This is a genomic window from Sneathiella sp. (assembly GCF_041689005.1).
In the GTDB taxonomy this organism is placed as follows: domain Bacteria; phylum Pseudomonadota; class Alphaproteobacteria; order Sneathiellales; family Sneathiellaceae; genus Sneathiella.
Window position 1 is genome coordinate 1 of the sequence record NZ_JBDNHC010000088.1, and the last position, 16,946, is coordinate 16,946.

19 protein-coding genes are annotated in these 16,946 nt (G+C 53.5%); 9 read left to right on the plus strand and 10 right to left on the minus strand.

Going from position 1 to position 16,946, the window contains the following annotated elements; genetic code table 11:
- On the plus strand, window positions 1-540 hold a 540-nt coding region (locus ACESNI_RS10785; protein WP_373086645.1), incomplete at its 5' end, for an alpha/beta fold hydrolase.
- The gene (locus tag ACESNI_RS10790) at window positions 470-1,519 is read left to right on the plus strand and encodes a threonine/serine dehydratase (protein WP_373086664.1); all 1,050 of its coding nucleotides are present in this window, start codon (window positions 470-472) and stop codon (window positions 1,517-1,519) included. The genes ACESNI_RS10785 and ACESNI_RS10790, both read left to right, overlap by 71 nt.
- Here the strand turns inward: ACESNI_RS10790 and ACESNI_RS10795 are convergent.
- The 7 genes from ACESNI_RS10795 to ACESNI_RS10825 form a co-directional block, all read right to left on the minus strand.
- Window positions 1,516-5,154 (minus strand): hypothetical protein, encoded by a 3,639-nt coding sequence (locus ACESNI_RS10795; RefSeq protein ID WP_373086646.1) that lies wholly within the window; start codon window positions 5,152-5,154, stop codon window positions 1,516-1,518. The two genes, ACESNI_RS10790 and ACESNI_RS10795, sit on opposite strands and share 4 nt — an antisense overlap.
- A 13-nt stretch (window positions 5,155-5,167) precedes the next feature.
- Window positions 5,168-5,893: a flagellar motor protein MotB gene (locus ACESNI_RS10800; RefSeq protein ID WP_373086647.1), complete on the minus strand. Its 726-nt coding sequence runs from the start codon at window positions 5,891-5,893 to the stop codon at window positions 5,168-5,170.
- Window positions 5,890-6,597: a hypothetical protein gene (locus tag ACESNI_RS10805; RefSeq protein ID WP_373086648.1), complete on the minus strand. Its 708-nt coding sequence runs from the start codon at window positions 6,595-6,597 to the stop codon at window positions 5,890-5,892. The genes ACESNI_RS10800 and ACESNI_RS10805 overlap by 4 nt, the downstream gene beginning before the upstream one ends.
- 134 nt (window positions 6,598-6,731) lie before the next feature.
- On the minus strand, window positions 6,732-7,421 hold the full coding sequence (locus ACESNI_RS10810) for a MotE family protein (protein WP_373086649.1): 690 nt from the start codon (window positions 7,419-7,421) through the stop codon (window positions 6,732-6,734).
- 15 nt (window positions 7,422-7,436) lie between these two features.
- Entirely contained in the window at window positions 7,437-7,922 is a 486-nt protein-coding gene (locus ACESNI_RS10815) for a DUF6468 domain-containing protein (RefSeq protein ID WP_373086650.1), read from the minus strand.
- Between the two features lie 5 nt (window positions 7,923-7,927).
- Window positions 7,928-9,040, minus strand: coding sequence for a flagellar motor switch protein FliM (gene fliM, locus ACESNI_RS10820; RefSeq protein WP_373086651.1), 1,113 nt, complete (start codon window positions 9,038-9,040; stop codon window positions 7,928-7,930).
- An 8-nt stretch (window positions 9,041-9,048) separates the two neighbouring features.
- On the minus strand, window positions 9,049-9,579 hold the full coding sequence (locus ACESNI_RS10825; protein WP_373086652.1) for a flagellar basal body-associated FliL family protein: 531 nt from the start codon (window positions 9,577-9,579) through the stop codon (window positions 9,049-9,051).
- Between the two features lie 309 nt (window positions 9,580-9,888).
- On the opposite strand from ACESNI_RS10825, the gene flgF reads away from it, so the two are divergent.
- Genes flgF through flgH form a run of 4 tightly spaced genes read left to right on the plus strand, consistent with a single transcriptional unit; the run spans window position 9,889 to window position 13,187 of the window.
- Complete coding sequence (gene flgF, locus ACESNI_RS10830; protein WP_373086653.1) at window positions 9,889-10,611, plus strand: flagellar basal-body rod protein FlgF; 723 nt, start codon at window positions 9,889-9,891, stop codon at window positions 10,609-10,611.
- Window positions 10,612-10,632: 21 nt separating this feature from the next.
- Entirely contained in the window at window positions 10,633-11,421 is a 789-nt protein-coding gene (flgG, locus tag ACESNI_RS10835; protein WP_373086654.1) for a flagellar basal-body rod protein FlgG, read from the plus strand.
- A 27-nt stretch (window positions 11,422-11,448) separates the two neighbouring features.
- The gene (gene flgA / locus ACESNI_RS10840) at window positions 11,449-12,408 is read left to right on the plus strand and encodes a flagellar basal body P-ring formation chaperone FlgA (protein ID WP_373086655.1); all 960 of its coding nucleotides are present in this window, start codon (window positions 11,449-11,451) and stop codon (window positions 12,406-12,408) included.
- Window positions 12,409-12,428: 20 nt separating this feature from the next.
- A complete protein-coding gene (gene flgH, locus ACESNI_RS10845; RefSeq protein ID WP_373086656.1) occupies window positions 12,429-13,187 on the plus strand; it encodes a flagellar basal body L-ring protein FlgH in 759 nt (252 codons plus the stop codon).
- Window positions 13,188-13,265: 78 nt separating this feature from the next.
- Here flgH and dksA read toward each other — a convergent pair whose 3' ends face one another.
- Window positions 13,266-13,682 carry an RNA polymerase-binding protein DksA gene (dksA, locus tag ACESNI_RS10850; protein ID WP_373086657.1) on the minus strand — a complete coding sequence of 139 codons (417 nt, stop codon included), beginning with the start codon at window positions 13,680-13,682 and terminating at the stop codon, window positions 13,266-13,268.
- A 154-nt stretch (window positions 13,683-13,836) separates the two neighbouring features.
- The gene (locus ACESNI_RS10855; RefSeq protein ID WP_373086658.1) at window positions 13,837-14,253 is read right to left on the minus strand and encodes a flagellar assembly protein FliX; all 417 of its coding nucleotides are present in this window, start codon (window positions 14,251-14,253) and stop codon (window positions 13,837-13,839) included.
- A 232-nt stretch (window positions 14,254-14,485) separates the two neighbouring features.
- On the opposite strand from ACESNI_RS10855, the gene ACESNI_RS10860 reads away from it, so the two are divergent.
- Genes ACESNI_RS10860 through ACESNI_RS10870 form a run of 3 tightly spaced genes read left to right on the plus strand, consistent with a single transcriptional unit; the run spans window position 14,486 to window position 16,411 of the window.
- Window positions 14,486-15,646 (plus strand): flagellar basal body P-ring protein FlgI, encoded by a 1,161-nt coding sequence (locus ACESNI_RS10860; RefSeq protein ID WP_373086659.1) that lies wholly within the window; start codon window positions 14,486-14,488, stop codon window positions 15,644-15,646.
- Window positions 15,646-15,945, plus strand: coding sequence for a rod-binding protein (locus ACESNI_RS10865; RefSeq protein WP_373086660.1), 300 nt, complete (start codon window positions 15,646-15,648; stop codon window positions 15,943-15,945). Before ACESNI_RS10860 ends, ACESNI_RS10865 begins: the two co-directional genes overlap by 1 nt.
- Window positions 15,938-16,411, plus strand: a complete 474-nt coding sequence (locus tag ACESNI_RS10870) for a hypothetical protein (RefSeq protein ID WP_373086661.1) — start codon at window positions 15,938-15,940, stop codon at window positions 16,409-16,411. The genes ACESNI_RS10865 and ACESNI_RS10870 overlap by 8 nt, the downstream gene beginning before the upstream one ends.
- A 31-nt stretch (window positions 16,412-16,442) precedes the next feature.
- Here ACESNI_RS10870 and ACESNI_RS10875 read toward each other — a convergent pair whose 3' ends face one another.
- The gene (locus ACESNI_RS10875; RefSeq protein ID WP_373086662.1) at window positions 16,443-16,808 is read right to left on the minus strand and encodes a flagellar protein FlaG; all 366 of its coding nucleotides are present in this window, start codon (window positions 16,806-16,808) and stop codon (window positions 16,443-16,445) included.
- Between the last annotated feature and the right edge of the window lie 138 nt (window positions 16,809-16,946).

Sequence of the window (16,946 nt, forward strand, 5' to 3'; positions counted from 1 at the left end):
GGATTGCTGACCATGGCGCTGGCGGGCTTTGCGAAAGACTTTATTGCCGGGGCCGTCCTCAATGATGTCGGGCCGGAAATTGCCGCATCCGGCGGCGCGCGAATTCTCGAGTACATCGGCAAGGACGTCCGCTTTAATAGCCTCGAAGATGCGGTTGTGGCCCAGAAAGCCGCCTCCACCGCCTACCCGGATTTATCCGAAGAGGACTGGATGCAGCAAACGGCGAATAACTTCAAATTCGATGCCGAGGCGGGCAATTACAAGCTGAATTACGACCTCAATATCGCCAAGGCCCTCGCCGAACAGCTCAATACCTCCGAACCAGTCGACCTGTGGCCGTTTTTTGCCAAGCTCAACGACATTCCGACGCTTGCCATTCGCGGGGGCCTGTCGGATGTGCTGAGCGCCGAAGTGTTTGAGCGGATGAAGGCGGAAAATCCCACCATGGAGACCCTGGTCCTTGAAAACCGTGGTCATGTACCGCTGCTCAACGAGCCTGAAGTTCTGGAAAAAATGGATCAGTTCATTGCTCGAATTTGACGCGACGCCGTCTTATCAGTCCGTTCGCGACGCCGCCGATAACCTCAAGGGCATTGTTGTTCGCACGCCATTGCTGGAGTCGATGGCACTGAATGAAAAGCTGGGGGCCCGCCTGTTCCTGAAATGCGAAACCCTTCAACATACCGGATCATTCAAGTTTCGGGGCGCCTATAATACCCTGAGCCGGCTGTCCGCCGCTCAGAAAAAGAACGGTGTGTTTGCTTATTCCAGCGGCAATCACGCGCAAGGCATCGCGCTGTCGGCAAAAATGCTGGGCATCCCGGCGACAATCCTCATGCCCGAGGATGCGCCGGAAATCAAGAGGACGAATACGCGGGCCTATGGTGCCCAAGTGATTACCTATGACCGCTACACGGAAACACGCGAAGAGATCGGCGCCCGGATCGCAGCGGAGGGCAACCTGACGCTGGTAAAACCCTACGATAATTATTTCGTCATTTCCGGTCAGGGAACAACAGGCATCGAGATTGCCGAACAGTTAAAGGAAATACAGGCCGCGGCACATATCTGCGTCTGCCCGGCGGGCGGTGGTGGCCTGATCGCCGGAACCTCGCTGGCGATGCGGGAGCTTAGCCCGAAAACAAAACTCTATTCGGCGGAGCCCGAGTTTTTTGACGATACCCGGATGTCGCTTGCAACTGGAAAGCGCCTCCCTAACGAAGGCAACCACCGCAGCATCTGCGATGCCATTGTCACGCCGATGCCGGGGGAAATTACGTTTGAGGTCAATAAAGTCACGCTCACCGCCGGACTGGCGGTGACAGATGCCGAAACGGCCAGCGCCATGCGCACCGCCTTTGACTATTTCAAATGTGTGATTGAGCCCGGCGGCGCAGTGGCATTGGCCGCGCTTCTGAGCCAAAAGCTCGACATTGCCGGGAAAACGGTCGTGGCGGTCGCCTCCGGCGGAAATGTGGACCCGGTTCTCTACAGCCGGATCCTTGGCGGCGAGATTTAGTAGCTCGCCCAGAATTGCCCGTTTTCAAGCTTCTCGCGATATCCCGCCATAAAGGATTCCAGCTGACTTACTTCGGCGATAATCGTGGCCCGCTTGCGAAACTCGGCTGCTGACGGATCATTATCCTCTGTGATCAGGTCAAAGGCGGCAAGATCCGCCGTCCCCACCATTTTACCGCGATAAATGTTCCGCATTTTCCGGATACCATTTTTATCATTGGCAAGATTGCGGGCCACGGCCAGTTGCATGATCCGCTGGCGGTCAAGCCGGTCGAGGTCCTCCGCGACGGTGCTACGGCCGTTGCCGATCAGGTGTTCTATGGCCGGAATTGCCTGTGGCCAGTTTTTTGATTTCCAGTAAATTTCCGCCCGCAATACATCGGCCTCGGAACTAGTATCGTCGGCGATCAGGTTGAGAGCCTCCTTATAATGTTGCAGGTCAGCCTGTGCCCGGGTTTCAATATGCAGCCGTTCGCGACGGGCCTCCGGCGGCAGGTGGCGCCATTTTGTCTTATAAAGAACTTTCAGGCTCTCCTCAGGCTTATTATTCCACAGCTGAATAACCGCAAGCTTGGTGCCAGCGTTTGTCCGTTCCAGTCCCTTAAGACGGAAATTGACCTGATGTTCCAGTAGCTGCGCAGATTGTTCCAGCAGGTCAACACGGGCGAGCCGATCTGCGAGATTGCGGATCATTTTATCCCCCTTGTCGCCCACTGGTGTCAATTCCCGATACTGATAGTACAGTGCAAGTGCCTTGATCGGCGGCAGCTTGTCTGCCCCACCCTCAAGGAACAACTCGGCAAACAGATCATTCATTTTCTTGCCAAGGTCGCGCGAGTAGGACGAGGCTGGAAAATGGGTAACAATCCGCTTGTAGGATTCAATGCCATTTCCAATCTGCCCCGTCGCCACATACAGATCGCCAAGACGCTTTTGGATATCAACCTCAAGATCATCGCCGCGCCAGCCGAAATCCAGCTTTTCCAGCTCCTCTATGGCCTCTTCCGGCGTGATCCCCTTACTGATAAGATCGACGTTGATCTTCTGGAACCGCGCCCGTTCGGCAACCGGTCGATCGCCCGATTTGATCACCTCGGAAAATTTGGCGGTAGCCGCGGGAAAGTCGCTTAACTGGAAATCGAGAATGCCCTCCAGATACGCTTTTTGCGATGCCTGTTCACTCGGGGTTGGCGCCTTGATTTCCGCCAGCAGCGATTTTGCCAGATTAACATCAATATTTTTGAGCGCCGCCTGCGCCCGCAACAGCTCGAACCGGGTTTTTGTCTCCTCCGGATAGACCGCAAATGCCGGTGCCGAGAAATTCAGTTCCTGCGCCGCCTTGACCCAATCTCCGCTCGCAGCGGCAACGGCGCCGCGCCATGGGGCAACCTCGATATCGCCATCAAAATCTGCGTCATTTAAATACGACCCTGCTTTATCCAGATGATGAAGTCCAAGCCCGGCAAGGCCCATCAACAGGCGATATTCACGATCTTTTTCAAAATCCGGGTAGCGCGCATGGATCTGACCGAGGACACCCGTCGCATCGGCAAAAAACCTGTGCCCGACAAAAAATTTCGCGAGGGTCATCAGGGCTGCCCGTTTCTCCTGCGGTGGGGCCGCAAACACGCGCTGCTGCAATTCATGCTTGCGCTTTGTAAAAAGAACCGGCGAAACCTGTCGCCACTCGCCGAGTTTCACGAAATGTGCTGTCTTGAAATCGGGGGTCTGGTGAAGCCCCTCACCGTCCATCTTGGGAACGTCTTTCTTCTTCGCAACATCCGGCATAAACTGCGTGGAAATGGCAACGACAGACACGCCATTCTGCTCGCGGTCGATCTGAAGTGTCGCATCCTTCGTTTTCAGGGCAATCCCCTGAACCGATGCGAGAAGTGATATCCCGTTATAGAACTTGGGTGATTTCAGCCCCCAGCCGGAGACGTTGAGTGGCATGACCACGAGCTCCTCGCCAGCTTTGTGATCCGTGAACCTGATTTCATGGCCGTTGTTCACCGCTGGAATATAAAGTCGTAAACCGGACGACGACACTGTCTGTGACTGCACTGTAATAGCATTTTCAAGAACCGGCGTAGTTCCGATCTGGAAATCAATATGCCACTCATTTTTTACCTTGTTTACTTTCGGAATATATCCCTCACGAAAATTGAACCGGAGAAGAGTGCCGCTGTCATTGTCCTGCTGTGACGCGCTGGAAACCAGAAATTTGTAGGGACCGGTGAGGTTTGAAAAATCGGCAACGGCAGGCTGATCGAAAACCACCCAATAGGCACCGTCTTCTTCAAACATCGCCATGGCTGCCGGTTTGTGCCAGGGGAAAATCAAGCGAAATCCGTCTTTTAAATTGGCAATCTCGATGGCCAGCCTGTTTTCCGGGGCGGGCTGTACCGCGACGGGTTCAGCGCTTTCAGCGAGAGTATCAATGGTTTCCCCGTGCTTATCCATCTCCTGAACTGGCGGTAATGCGGCGGTCTCCGCCTCTGCCGTGCTGTTCTCTTCGCCTGCCGCTTCCGGATCCAAAATGATTGTTGGTCCTATGGCGGCGACCGCCGAGGTCGATGACGGCGCCACTAAGGCAAATCCGTGCGCCCCGGTTTCATCCCGTGCCAACGGCGACTTGATCGTGGCTACGGTCTCTTTTATGTCACTAACTATGGGTAATTCTTCAGCCAGCTCTGCGCTCTTAGGAGAGGGAACTGGGTCAGCCACCGCTTTATGCGGGAGCGGTTCGGTGGCGGGCCTGGCCTTCTGATCGGGAACAGATGCCGCCGCCGGTTTCAGCGGCGCTTCTGCACCCTTTTCGACCTTTTCAACTTTGCTTACCGGTGTCTCAACCTTGGTGGCCATTACTGGCGACTCAACGGCTTTCGCCTCTACAGGGTTAGGTTTTGCAGGTTCCAGGACTGGCTTTTTTGCCAGCTGAGGTACTGGTTTTCCGGCCCGGATATCATAGACAATACTTTTTTCATTTATGAAACTGCTGCTGTCGCTTCCCGGCGCGAGGGCGATGGTGACAACTGTTTTGCCGTCGCGAGCCTCGTCCGCTATATGCTCGACCTGCTTCGGAGGAGCCTCATTTATTCCGCCAAGATCAATTTTCGCGGCTTTATCAAAGGTAATCACCAGGTTATTACCCGACATTACGCTTGAATGCCCAACGGCTTTTTCCGGCCAGTCAAAGACCAGGCGGCTAAAGTCGCCATGCTCACCGCTGCGAAGTTTGACCACGGCGTTTGTCGTCCCCGCAGCCGGTTTGGTGAGTTCGACAATTATTTTTGTGCCTTCCTGTCGCGATGACAGGCTGAAATCACCCTTCATCGGAAACCGGACGGACTGTCGTCCCTCAAGAATTTCGCCGGGGCCGATATAGGCCTCCAGTGTTTTGGCGGCAGAGGTGAAATCGGCGTCTTCCATTACCTCGGTGAAGCGGATATAGAGAAACCCCTCTTCAATCTCGGTACTGAAAGGCTGATCGGTGCCCCAGTCAACAGCCAGCCGGCCAACGGACCCCTTATCCGCTGATGTGATATTCAGCTTCCCCGCCGCCCCCGCCTCGGAAAAGGCAAAGCTGCAAAACACGGCCGTCAGCAGAACGAGCTGAACTATATTTCTGCCCATATACTGTCTCATTTTATTGTCCTCGACCTTTCGCTGCCTGCACAACAATGTCCACCCGTCGTGCAAGCAGGTATTTTTTATCCTTGTCCATGATGCCCGCGAGTTCACCGAACCGGGAATCCGCCATGCCATAAATCCGGATCGGGTAGATATACCCAGATCTCTTCAATTCATTTGCCACCGATAGCGCGCGCGCCATCGACAGCAACCAGTTATTCTTGTATTTCGCGGTCGGCGAAGTAATTGGATCCGGGTCCGTATGGCCGTAAACCTCAATCCTGTTATTGATATAGCGAAGCGTGCTGCCGAGCAGGTCAATGACTTCCGCCATCTCGCGTTTTTCAGTTTCCGTGCCGGGTGCAAAAAAGTCCGATCCCGCCAGTGAAATCACAAGCCGGTTCCCCGATTTAAAAATCTCGACATTCGCAAGTAACGGGCTCTGGGCCCGCTTCCCGTTGAGAATATGTTCAAGATAGGCAAGATCGATCGCTCTCGGCTCGGCAATCATCGACATGTTTTTATCGGCGGCGCCGGTTTTTGTAATAAGCTCACTCGTGTCACTTATCTTATTGCCAAGCGTTTCCGTTACCGTTTGCCAGTGATCAACCTTGATTTCACTCATCGAGAACAGCAGCACGAAAAAGGCTAGCATAAGCGCCAGCAGATCCGCAAGCGACGTCATCCATATGGTGCTGGACCCGGTCGCGTCCCTGTTGTGGTCGGGCAGGAAACTCATCATTGGCCCGGCTCCGGCCGGAATTCAAAATTCAGGTTCGGCCTGACAAAAAAGCTGAAATTCACCTGACCAGCATCCCCGGCCGTTAGCCCGAGTGATAGATTTCGCGACGGCACCCCCCGTGCCAACAGAGTCTCGGCGAGTTTATCGACCCGTTGGCTCGCCAGATTATCCTCGATATCTCCCTCCGGCAATTCTGGGCCGGTCCCGATCAGGATTTCAATATCGGTTGCTGTATTGAGATTGCGGTCGATCAGGGTGGCGGCGACTTCGCTCAAAAAACTTTCCTGAGACTCCCAGATTTCCGCGGTTTCATATTTGAAGACCTGATCGAGCGAGACCGTAAATTGTAACCTTGTACCGCCTTCGGTCATCGGGGATTCAACCAACGGCACGGCGGTTTCAAAGACATTGCGAAGTTTTGCGCGAAATTGCTGGGTGCCCTGTTCCTCGCCGGAAAGCTTTTTTTCCTCGTCCGTTGGCGTTTCCGTCGATAACCCCTTAAAGGCGATATTGACACTTCCCAGAACATCGCGAACCCGTTCTTCCTTCAGCACTGATATCGATTGCAAAAAGATAAAAAAGGCGAGCAACAGCAGGTAAAGAGAGACAAATATGACTGGTGTTCCATCCCGTCGACGCGCGGGCTGCCGCATCGGCTCAATGATGCTTGTCTCCCAAGAATTAGTCGGCTCAATATTATTCACCGATGTCACCTGTCCCATCGTTACGGCATTCGGAAGCGATTGCCCTTTAACTTGGGAAAATTTTACCGCTTAATGGTTAATCAGCGGTAAATATCTGAATTCAATTGATAAAAACCTGGGGTCGCCAACCGACATCAGCTTTTGGTATTGTCAACCTCGGGCAAAGAGCGCCGTGTGGCGAGTTCAACGGTCAGTTTATTCGCCTGCTGGCTATTCATGGCGGCGAGAATGGAGGCCATTTTCGCTTCTTTGATTTTGCTGGCAACATCGATCAGGATGTCCATTTCAAGGTTATTGAATATACGTGCAGCATCTTTCGGTTTCATCTTCTCATAGATTTTGACAAGACTATCGAGTTGCGCCGTTTCCTGATCATCATGCAGCTTAAGTAGATCATTAAGAGTTGTTTCCATCTCTTTGAGTTTAGTTATTTTTTCATCTATCCGGGATTCGGTGGCTTTCAGCAGGTTATCCCGCATATCAAGCTCCTGGTTGCGACGATCTAGCTCGGCGCGCCGGTCAGAAAGCCGCTCAAGCACCTTGACCTCACTCGTCGAGAACTCCTTGCCTGCGGTCGCAACACCGGCAATAATGGGAGCAGCCTCGATCGGCTTCTCCGTGGACACCGCGCTGTTTTGCTCCTCGGGCGATTTTGCACCATGTTCAGCCGCCGGTTCGGATTTCGCCTCGTTGGCCTGAACTTCCGAAACAGCGACATCAAAGAGGAAGCCTTGCGCCTCTGTCCAGACGGCATTCAACTTGAGCCCGAAAATCAGAACAAGGACCGCGACGGTAACAGGGAGAATATGGATATGCTTCATCATGTGGAGTGCCTTGTCCTAGCTCGTCTTTGTCAGCATGTCGAAAAGTTCTTTTTCGGCGTCGGTACGAAATTTTTTCGGCGCCGTCGGTGCAGCGGCTTTCGCGTCATCCTGATTGCCCTCAAAAAGGCCCACCGGATCGTCCTCATGAACATCCGGAAAATCTTTCTTTGCCGAAGTTTCGACATTTTTCTGAAGCCGGTCCGCGATGCGCGTACTGGATGCGTTGATAAGCTGCAACTCCTCAACCAGCTCCCGCGCCTGATGAATTTCCTCCTGGAATTTCCGGCCCGTGGTTTCGGCAACGCCTTTCAGTTCCTCCACCCCGAGTTTGGAGCGGACAATCGCCTTGTCAAACTCCTCCGAGAGATGCCGCAATTCCTCATGGGCATCGCGCATGGCACTCAGGCGCTTGTTCAACAAGGCGCAGTAACCAATTGTCGCCAGCAACAGCCCGACAAGGAACAGGTTCATTACAAAATCAAAAGGTATATTATCGATCATAGTTCCTACCCTAGTGTCCGGAGTGTTTTATCGACCTTGACGGCGATATTCTGTCCTGACCGGCCCATTTTTCCCGAAACCATCGAAATGCCGCCACAGCGAAGTATCGTCGGACTGTCCGGAGAGGCGTTAAACATGATCGTGTCGCCCACCTCCATTTTTAAAACATCGTTGAGCGACATGGCCTTTTCATCGAGTACGGCCTCAATATCGACCTCGGTCGACCAAAGTTCCGTCGCCAAATGGTTTTCCCAGATGCTGTCGCGGCCAAATTTTTCGCCCATGAACATTTGCAGCAACAATTCCCGAACCGGTTCCAGCGTCGCGTAGGGCAACAGTAATTCAAGACGGCCGCCACGATCCTCCATGTCAATCCTCAGCTTGATCAGGATTGCCGCGTTGGCCGGACGGGCGATGGTCGCAAAGCGGGGGTTTGTCTCAATTCGGTCGTGACGGAAGGTGACCGGGCTCAAGGGTTCAAATGCCGCGGTCATATCATTGAGGACAACCGATACCATCCGCTCGACAAGGTTGCGTTCAATCGTGGTGTAGGGGCGACCCTCAATCCGCATCGCTGCCGTTCCCCGTCTCCCGCCAAGCAGGACATCGACGATCGAGTAAATCAGCGAGCTTTCAACCATGATCAGCCCATAATTATCCCATTCCTCTGCCTGAAAAACGCTGAGAATAGCGGGCAACGGAATTGAGTTGAGGTAATCGCCAAACCGGATGGAGGTAATCGTGTCGAGGCTGACCTCAACATTGTCAGAAGTAAAATTACGAAGCGATGTCGTCATCATCCGGACCAGCCGGTCGAACACGACCGCCAGCATGGGTAGGCGTTCGTAATTGACCAGCGCCGAGTTGATGATCGCCTTGATACCGGAGTTTTCGGTACCATCATCCGCGTCCATGTCAAAGCCAAGCAGGCTATCAATTTCATCCTGATTTAGAACACGGGTTGAATGACCGGCCATGGCGGGTGGATTGTCGTCGGCATCTTCTGTGCCGGCTGCCCCCTCCATCGCCGCCGCCATATCATCGCCGCCGCCGTCTGCGCCACCGTCATCGGCAGCCATTGCCGCTGCCATATCCATTTCTTCGTCTTGGTCGGCCATCAGAATTCCTACTGTACGAGCATTTCTTTGAAGAGAACGTCATTCACTTTAAGCGGACTGGTCGAGCTGTTAATACGCATCAACAGTTCTTCCTTCAACCGGTAGATCCCGGCAGATCCGTTTAAGTCCTCTTTGCGCAGTTCACGCAGATAAACCTGAAAATTATCCATAATTCTCGGGAGCAGCAGTTCGAGATCAGGAACAATGGCTTCATCTTCCAGTTCAAGGGAGACGCCAAGCTTGAGAAAGCTTCCTGAAGACGCCCCGGAGTTGAGGTTGACGAGAATTTCCGGCAAGTCATAGAAGACAATCTGCTTGTTTTTTTCCGCCGCCTCCGCGGCAATCTCCTCGTCGGTCGGGCCAGCGCTGTCAAAAAAGCCCGCGAAATACGCGCCCCCGGCACCGCCGCCAATAATAAGCAGTGGCAGCAAAATGAACAGGACCAGGATCTTACCGCTCAGTTTTTTCTTTTTCTTGATCGGTTGTCCGTCCTCGTCAAGCTCGGGCTCAACCTGCTCTTCTTCTACTTCATCTACCATGCGCTTTGTCACCTTCCGACGATTTTATCGTCTGCATATTGCCCACAGACTAGAAGAAGTTGGTTAACAAGAGATTGAGAACAGAAAGTTCTTTCGCCAAAAGATAAAAAATATCCGGGCAAAATTCGCTACCGCTTAAATTCGTTCAGAAGCAAGCTAGGAAAAATTTTCCCAATTAGCCCTCAATTGTCCCCTCAAAACATGCTTCAAAAATACGCCATCAGTTAAGCCATTGTTTTAATACTATTTTTTTCTGGCATGGCCTCTGCATGAGAGGAGGCAGTGAATTTGTGCCAGAAGGGCAGAAAAATGGAAAACACAGTTTTTATCGGGTTATCGCAACAAATGGCGCTGAAACGGCGCCTGGATATTACTGCGAATAACCTTGCCAACGTCAATACGACAGCCTTCAAGAGCGAACATCCGCTGTTCGAGGAATATCTGATGAACCAGCCGGAGAGCCAATCCGTCTCATTTGTTCAGGATTATGGCAGCTATCGCGACTTGCGTGAAGGCGAGATGACACGAACCGGACGTCCGCTCGATCTCGCCATCAGCGGCGAAGGATATTTTACCGTCGAAGCGGATGAGGGGACGCGCTACACCCGCAACGGCAGCTTCCGCCTCGATCCGGATGGACGTATTGTCACCATCAACCACGAACCGTTGCTGGATGAAACCGGGCGGGAAATCATGGTCGATCTGCAATTTCAGGAAGTCTCGATTGCCCCGGACGGTACGGTCACCACCGGGCCCGGTCAAACCCAGAAGATCGAGCTGGTCAGGTTTGACAATCCTCAAATTCTCCGGCAGGTGGGTAATGGTCTTTATGACCCGGACAGGAACACGTCCACGACCGCCGTTGGTGCCACCATCATGCAGCGCACGCTCGAAAAATCAAACGTTCAGCCGATCCTCGAAATGACGTCAATGATTGACATCATGCGAGCCTATCAATCGGCGCAGCAACTGCTTGATGCCGAGCATGAACTGCAAATCAAAAGCATCGAACAAATGCCAAACGTACAGTAGTCGAAGAAGAGGAACAGAAACATGCGAGCACTCGGTATTGCCGCCACAGGTATGTTGGCCCAGCAGCTAAACGTGGATGTTATTTCAAATAATATCGCCAATATGACCACCACCGGATTCAAGCGCCAGCGCGCCGAGTTTCAGGACCTGCTATATCAGGACATGGAACGGGCCGGCGCCGCCTCGTCCGATGCCGGAACAATCGTACCCGCCGGTATCCAGATCGGTGTTGGTGTAAAAACAGCATCGGTTTACCGTATCACCGACCAGGGCGCCCTCGATGCCACGGGCAATACCTATGATATGGCCATTCAGGGCGAGGGATATTTTCGCGTCCTGATGCCAAGTGGCGAGGAAGCCTATAGCCGCGCCGGATCTTTCCAGCTCAGCCCGTCCGGTGAAATCGTCACTCAGGACGGTTTTACAGTTATTCCCAGTGTCACCATCCCGCAGGATGCGACCAGCGTGACCATCAACCCGAGCGGAGAAGTTCAGGTGCAGGTCGACGGTCAGGTCAATCTGCAAACCGTGGGGCAGCTTGACCTTGCTATCTTCTTCAACGAAGGCGGATTGCAACCCCTCGGCGACAGCCTCTACAAGGAAAGTACCGCCTCCGGTGCGCCAACCATTGGCGTTCCCGGCTCTACCGGGTTCGGCACATTGCGCCAGGGCTATCTTGAAACGTCAAACGTCAATGCCGTTCAGGAGATCACCCAGTTGATCAGCGCTCAGCGCGCCTATGAAATGAACTCGAAAACAATTACCGCAGCCGACGAAATGATGTCGGTTACTAATCAGCTTGGCCGCTGATCCTGAACTGAAGCCCAAGAGGTCGCCATGAAATACATTGCTCTCATCCTAAGCCTGATCACGTTAAGCGTCGCGCCCTCACTGGCCTTCGGCAACGAGATCGTCACCCTGCGGTCTAATATCGCCGTTGAGGGCGAGCAGATCACGTTCGGCGACATCTTCTTGGGCGCCGGGGACAAGGCAGGTCAGGTTGTATCCCCTGCCCCCGCGCCCGGGAAATCAATTGTTTTCAAGGCAGTGTCGGTAGCAAAGTTTGCCCGTTCGCACGGGCTTGACTGGCGCCCGACAACTCCCATCCGGCAGATCAAGGTACGCCGCCTCGGCACATCAATCTCCCAGCAAAGTATCAGCGATCAAATTCGTGCAGCGCTGGAATATGAACTGGACGAGGATACCTTCGAAATGGCGTTGGCGACACAGAGCCTGAATATAAAGGTTGGCGCTGATCAGGAACCAACCGTTTCCGTCGAAAATATATATGTGAATAAAAACAACGGGCAATTCACAGCAGAAATCCTGGCCCCCGCCCATGCGGAAAACGCCCAGCGTTTCCGGATTAGCGGCACAGTCTATAAGCAGATCATGGTCCCCGTCCTTAAAAGATTTACAGTCGCCGGGCAGGAAATACGGGCCGATGATATTGAATATAAAGCCACCCGCGCGAACAAGATTGGCCGCAGCGTCATTACCGACGAAGCGATGTTGATCGGGAAAAGCCCGCGCCGGGCGGTCCGTTCCGGAGTCGCCATCAATGTGAATAACCTCGGCGATCCTGTCATGGTCGAAAAAGGCAAGCTTGTCGCCGTTATCCTTCAACAGAGCGGAATGTATCTGTCGGTATCGGGGCGCACGCTTGAGGCTGGCGGCGAGGATGACATCATCCGCGTCGAGAATATCAACAGCCGCAAGGTCATTCAGGCCCAGGTGATCAGTGCGCGGGAAGTTCGCATTGTCACCCGTCCGCCACAGCTGGCTTCGGCCGAATAAACACCGCTAAGGATCATAAAATGACCATTTCAGCAAAAATTCTTTTCCGCGTTGGCCTCATTGTCAGTCTTAGCGTTTGGCTGTCGGGATGCAATTTCTTTAACCGGCTCGCAAATGTCGGGAGCGAGCCACCATTGTCGAGCATAGAAAACCCGGTAACACAAAAAGGCTATCAGCCCGTGTCGATGCCGATGCCGCGTCCGGAGCCCGTCTTGCAGCAGGCAAATTCGCTGTGGCGGCCCGGCTCAAAGGCCTTCTTCAAGGACCAGAGAGCTAACCAGGTTGGCGATATTCTGACCGTACAGGTGGAAATCGCTGACAAGGCGACCCTGAACAATTCAACGGATACCACCCGGGCGTCGTCCGAGTCGGCAGGGTTTGTCGGTCTGTTGGGACTTGAATCGCAGGTCACCAAAGTCCTGCCCGAAGGTACTGATGCCTCCGCCCTTGTTGATCTTGGCAGCGACCACAGTGTCAGCGGGTCCGGGGCCGTCAATCGCAACGAGACAATCAATGTCGAGATTGCCGCCATTGTCACGCAGATCTTGCCTAACGGAAACCTGGTTATTGTCGGCCGGCAGGAAGTCCGGGTGAATTTTGAAAGCCGCGACCTGTCGGTGACTGGTGTTGTCCGGCCTGAGGATATCACGTCCTCGAATACGGTCGAATCCTCCAAAATCGCCGAAGCCCGCATCGCCTATGGCGGCCGGGGTCACCTGACAGACGTCCAGCAGGGCCGCTATGGTCAGCAGCTGTTCGACATTATCTTCCCCTTCTAATCACAGAAGTAGAAGCACCAAAAAAAGCCGGTCCCCAAAGGGCCGGCTTTTTACGTTTTTAATCCATCCGTTCCCAGATCAATCGTCGCGATAAATCTTTTCCCGCCGTTCATGACGTTCCTGCGCTTCAAGACTTAACGTGGCAACCGGACGGGCTTCCAGCCGTTTTAGCGAAATCGGCTCTCCCGTTTCATCACAATATCCGTATTCGCCGTCGTTAATCCGCCGCAACGCCGCGTCTATCTTGCCGATCAGCTTGCGCTGCCGGTCGCGGGTTCGGAGTTCGAGTGCCCGTTCCGATTCTGTTGAGGCCCGGTCGGCAATATCCGGCTCCTTCACAGTTTCAACCTGCAGGTTCGCGATCGTCTGGCTGGCGTCCTGAAGTATCTCGTTGCGCCATTTCAGAAGCTTCGCCTTGAAATATTCTCGCTGTCGTGAATTCATAAAGGGCTCGTCCTCGGACGGCCTGTACTCTTCAGGAATTTGAACGTTCATTTAAGCAACTCCCGTGCGTAAACCCAACCATACCCAAAAATCAACGGCAATAACTATAAGATCGGACGGCCATTTGCAACAATCTATTGGGCCAATGTTGAATATTTATAGGATTCACGTAAAATCTAAATGACAATAGGCGCGTGACAGGATTTCAATATCCGTATTTTGCCAGTTCGACAGCCGCCCTTACCTCGATATCCCTGACGATCTCAGCCAGTTTCGGGTCCGCGCCGCTGATTTTATAGGCCGCCAGCGTTTCCTGCAATTGCAACAGCTTGCGCGCGGACAGATCCCCGGTCAGCAATCCGTGCCGGATCGCGTCCAGCTTTTCGAGTAGGTCCTGGCCCTTCGTCAGCGCCTTTTTATTTCCCCCGCTCTCGTCATCCACGCCCTGCAATGCCATCAAGGCATCGATCGAACTTATCGGCGAGCCGGAAGCAACATTTCCCGCTGCGACAGAGTCCACCGTTTCGTCGGAGACGGAAAATCTCTCGCCCGACTTCGACGATGCTTTTTTTCCTTTCGTTCCCGATGCCGGACTGGCCCGGCCGGATCCGCCCACTTTCATGATACGCCTTCTGACAGTTACCTAATGGCGTCTGATTTGCCTACTCCCCCTTTTAAAGGTCATTCTTTCCCGGTCAAGGGGAACATATTGCCCGGTTGTTGAAATATATCCCGGCATATTCGATTTATCCATTACATTTCAATCAGTTATTCTATTTGAAACTTGGCACAGTTTTCGCTTCTGAATGAGTAGAATATATAAATAACTCGATATCTTGAGACGGAACCGACGCATGACTTTGAAATCAGTCCCGCAAATTAAGCCGCAATTGACACCTGCAGGGCATTTTTTCGCCGCCCTCGTCCTGACATTGACCCTATTGCTGGGATCGATCAGCGTCGCCCAGGCGACATCTCGGGTGAAGGACATCGCCGAGTTCGAAGGGATCCGGGATAATATTCTGGTCGGATACGGCCTCGTGGTGGGCCTGAACGGGACGGGCGACTCGCTCTCCAATTCCCCGTTCACCGAGCAGAGCCTCGAATCCATGCTGGAACGCCTCGGCGTCAACACGAGCGGAGAAACACTCAAGACGAAAAACACCGCCGCCGTGATTGTAACATCCACCCTGCCCCCGTTTCAACGCCAGGGCACTAAGATCGATATTGTCGTCAGCTCGCTTGGCGATGCTACAGACCTGACTGGCGGAACGCTAGTCGTGACACCGTTATTGGCGGCGGACGGCGAGGTTTACGCGGTGGCGCAAGGCACCCTCACGGTTGCTGGTTATACGGCCGGCGGCGCGGCAGCCTCGGTGACGAACGGCGTGCCGACGACAGCCCGCATTGTCGGCGGCGCCATCGTCGAGCGCGAGCTTGGCTACGATCTTGCCAGTCTGACGAGCCTGCGAATCTCGCTGCGTAATCCAGACATCACAACCTCCCGTCGCATCGCGCAGGCGGTCAATAAATACATTGGCAAGGATATCGCCGAACCGACGGACCCCTCGACTGTTGTACTCAACCTTGAAGGCAGCAACCGGGAGAATATGGTTGAGCTGCTCGCCGATATCGAACAGCTTATGGTCGATCCGGACCAGATTGCCCGTGTCATTATTGACGAACAATCCGGCATTATCGTCATTGGCAGCGAGGTCAAGGTCGATACGGTTGCCATCGCCCAGGGCAACCTGACCGTTCGCATCACTGAAACACCGCAAGTCTCGCAACCCGCACCGTTTTCCGATACCGGTCAAACCGTCGTTGTGCCACGGACTGATGTACAGGTGTCCGATGACAGCGACAAGAAGCTTGCGATCCTTAACAAGGGAGTTCGCCTTCAGGATCTAGTTGACGGCCTAAACGCCCTCGGTATCGGCCCCAGAGACATGATCTCAATTCTTCAGGCGATTAAGGCCGCAGGTGCCTTGCAAGCAGAAATAGAGTTAATGTAATGACTGAAATACAAGGGATAAACCCGCAATTCCAGGCGCAAAAATCCGGGACGCAATCACCCGACCAGATGAAGGAAACGGCGGCTCAGTTTGAAGCCTTCTTCCTGAGCCAGGTGCTGAATTCCATGTCGTCTGGCCTTGCGACCGACAAAACCTTCGGTGGCGGCGAATCCGAGAAGATGTTCCGTTCGATGCTGAATGACGAATACTCGAAAACCATGAGCCAGCATAACTCCATTGGCATAGCCGATGCCGTGTACCGGGAAATGCTGAAAATGCAGGAGGTGAGCAATGAGTAGTAATCCAACTCCGACGAAGGCGCTGTTAATACCACCAAGCGAGCTGGTCCAGGTCATTACTCGGCTATCCGATATACTTGAGGCGGAAAATAGTCTGCTCACCCAGAGCAAGACGCAGGAATTTTCAGCGAACCTCGCGGAGAAGTCCCGTTTGGTGGCAATTTATAACCAGCAAATGACGCTCATAAAGAATGATCCGGTAACCTACAAAACCTTTCCCGCGGTCGATATCGAGAATCTGAAGGATATCAGTGAGAAGTTTTACGCCATTCTTGACGCGCATTTCAGGAAACTCTCGACCGTCAAGACGGTCACGGAGGGTCTGGTAAAGTCGGTCGCGGAAGAGGTTGCCAAAAAGAAAACACCGCCGAGCGGTTATACGGCGTCCGCGGCCCTGTCCTCGCCGTTAGCCAGCAAAAACGCCCGCACCATTAACGGCGCGATTGCGATCAATCAAATGGTATGAGAAGAGACGTAAAAGAAATCGAGGGCGCGCGTCAGACTTGGGCGTTGACCACAAGCCCCTGCAGTTCACGATAATAGGCGACACGGCGCAGGACATAATCTCCCGGAAACTGTTTCAAGACTTCCTTCGTTTCGCGGTTGATAAGTCGATAGACATATCGGCCACTGTCGCTGTCCTGATCAATCGAGAACTTGCCAGAGGGGAATTTAGGGTCTTCGAAAAATGGACCGATTGCCTGCTCCGCCCGTTTCACCGGATCGAGAATCTCGACTGTACGTCCCGGAATGCTGGATAAGCCGCCTGCGGACATTGGGCGTGCGTTGCCATTTACCGGCATCGCGTCCGATTTTGGTACCGAAACCGTTACCTCCGGTTTTGAGGGCGATGCTACATTCATTGCCTTACTCATCCTTTCCTTGCCATTTTTGATGTTCGCCAGAGATCAGGGCGACACTGTCGGTATGGCGGATTGATGTGCAAGGATAGCCTTAAAAATTTAAAATACTGTTAACAGCTTATATACCCGGCAATCCGA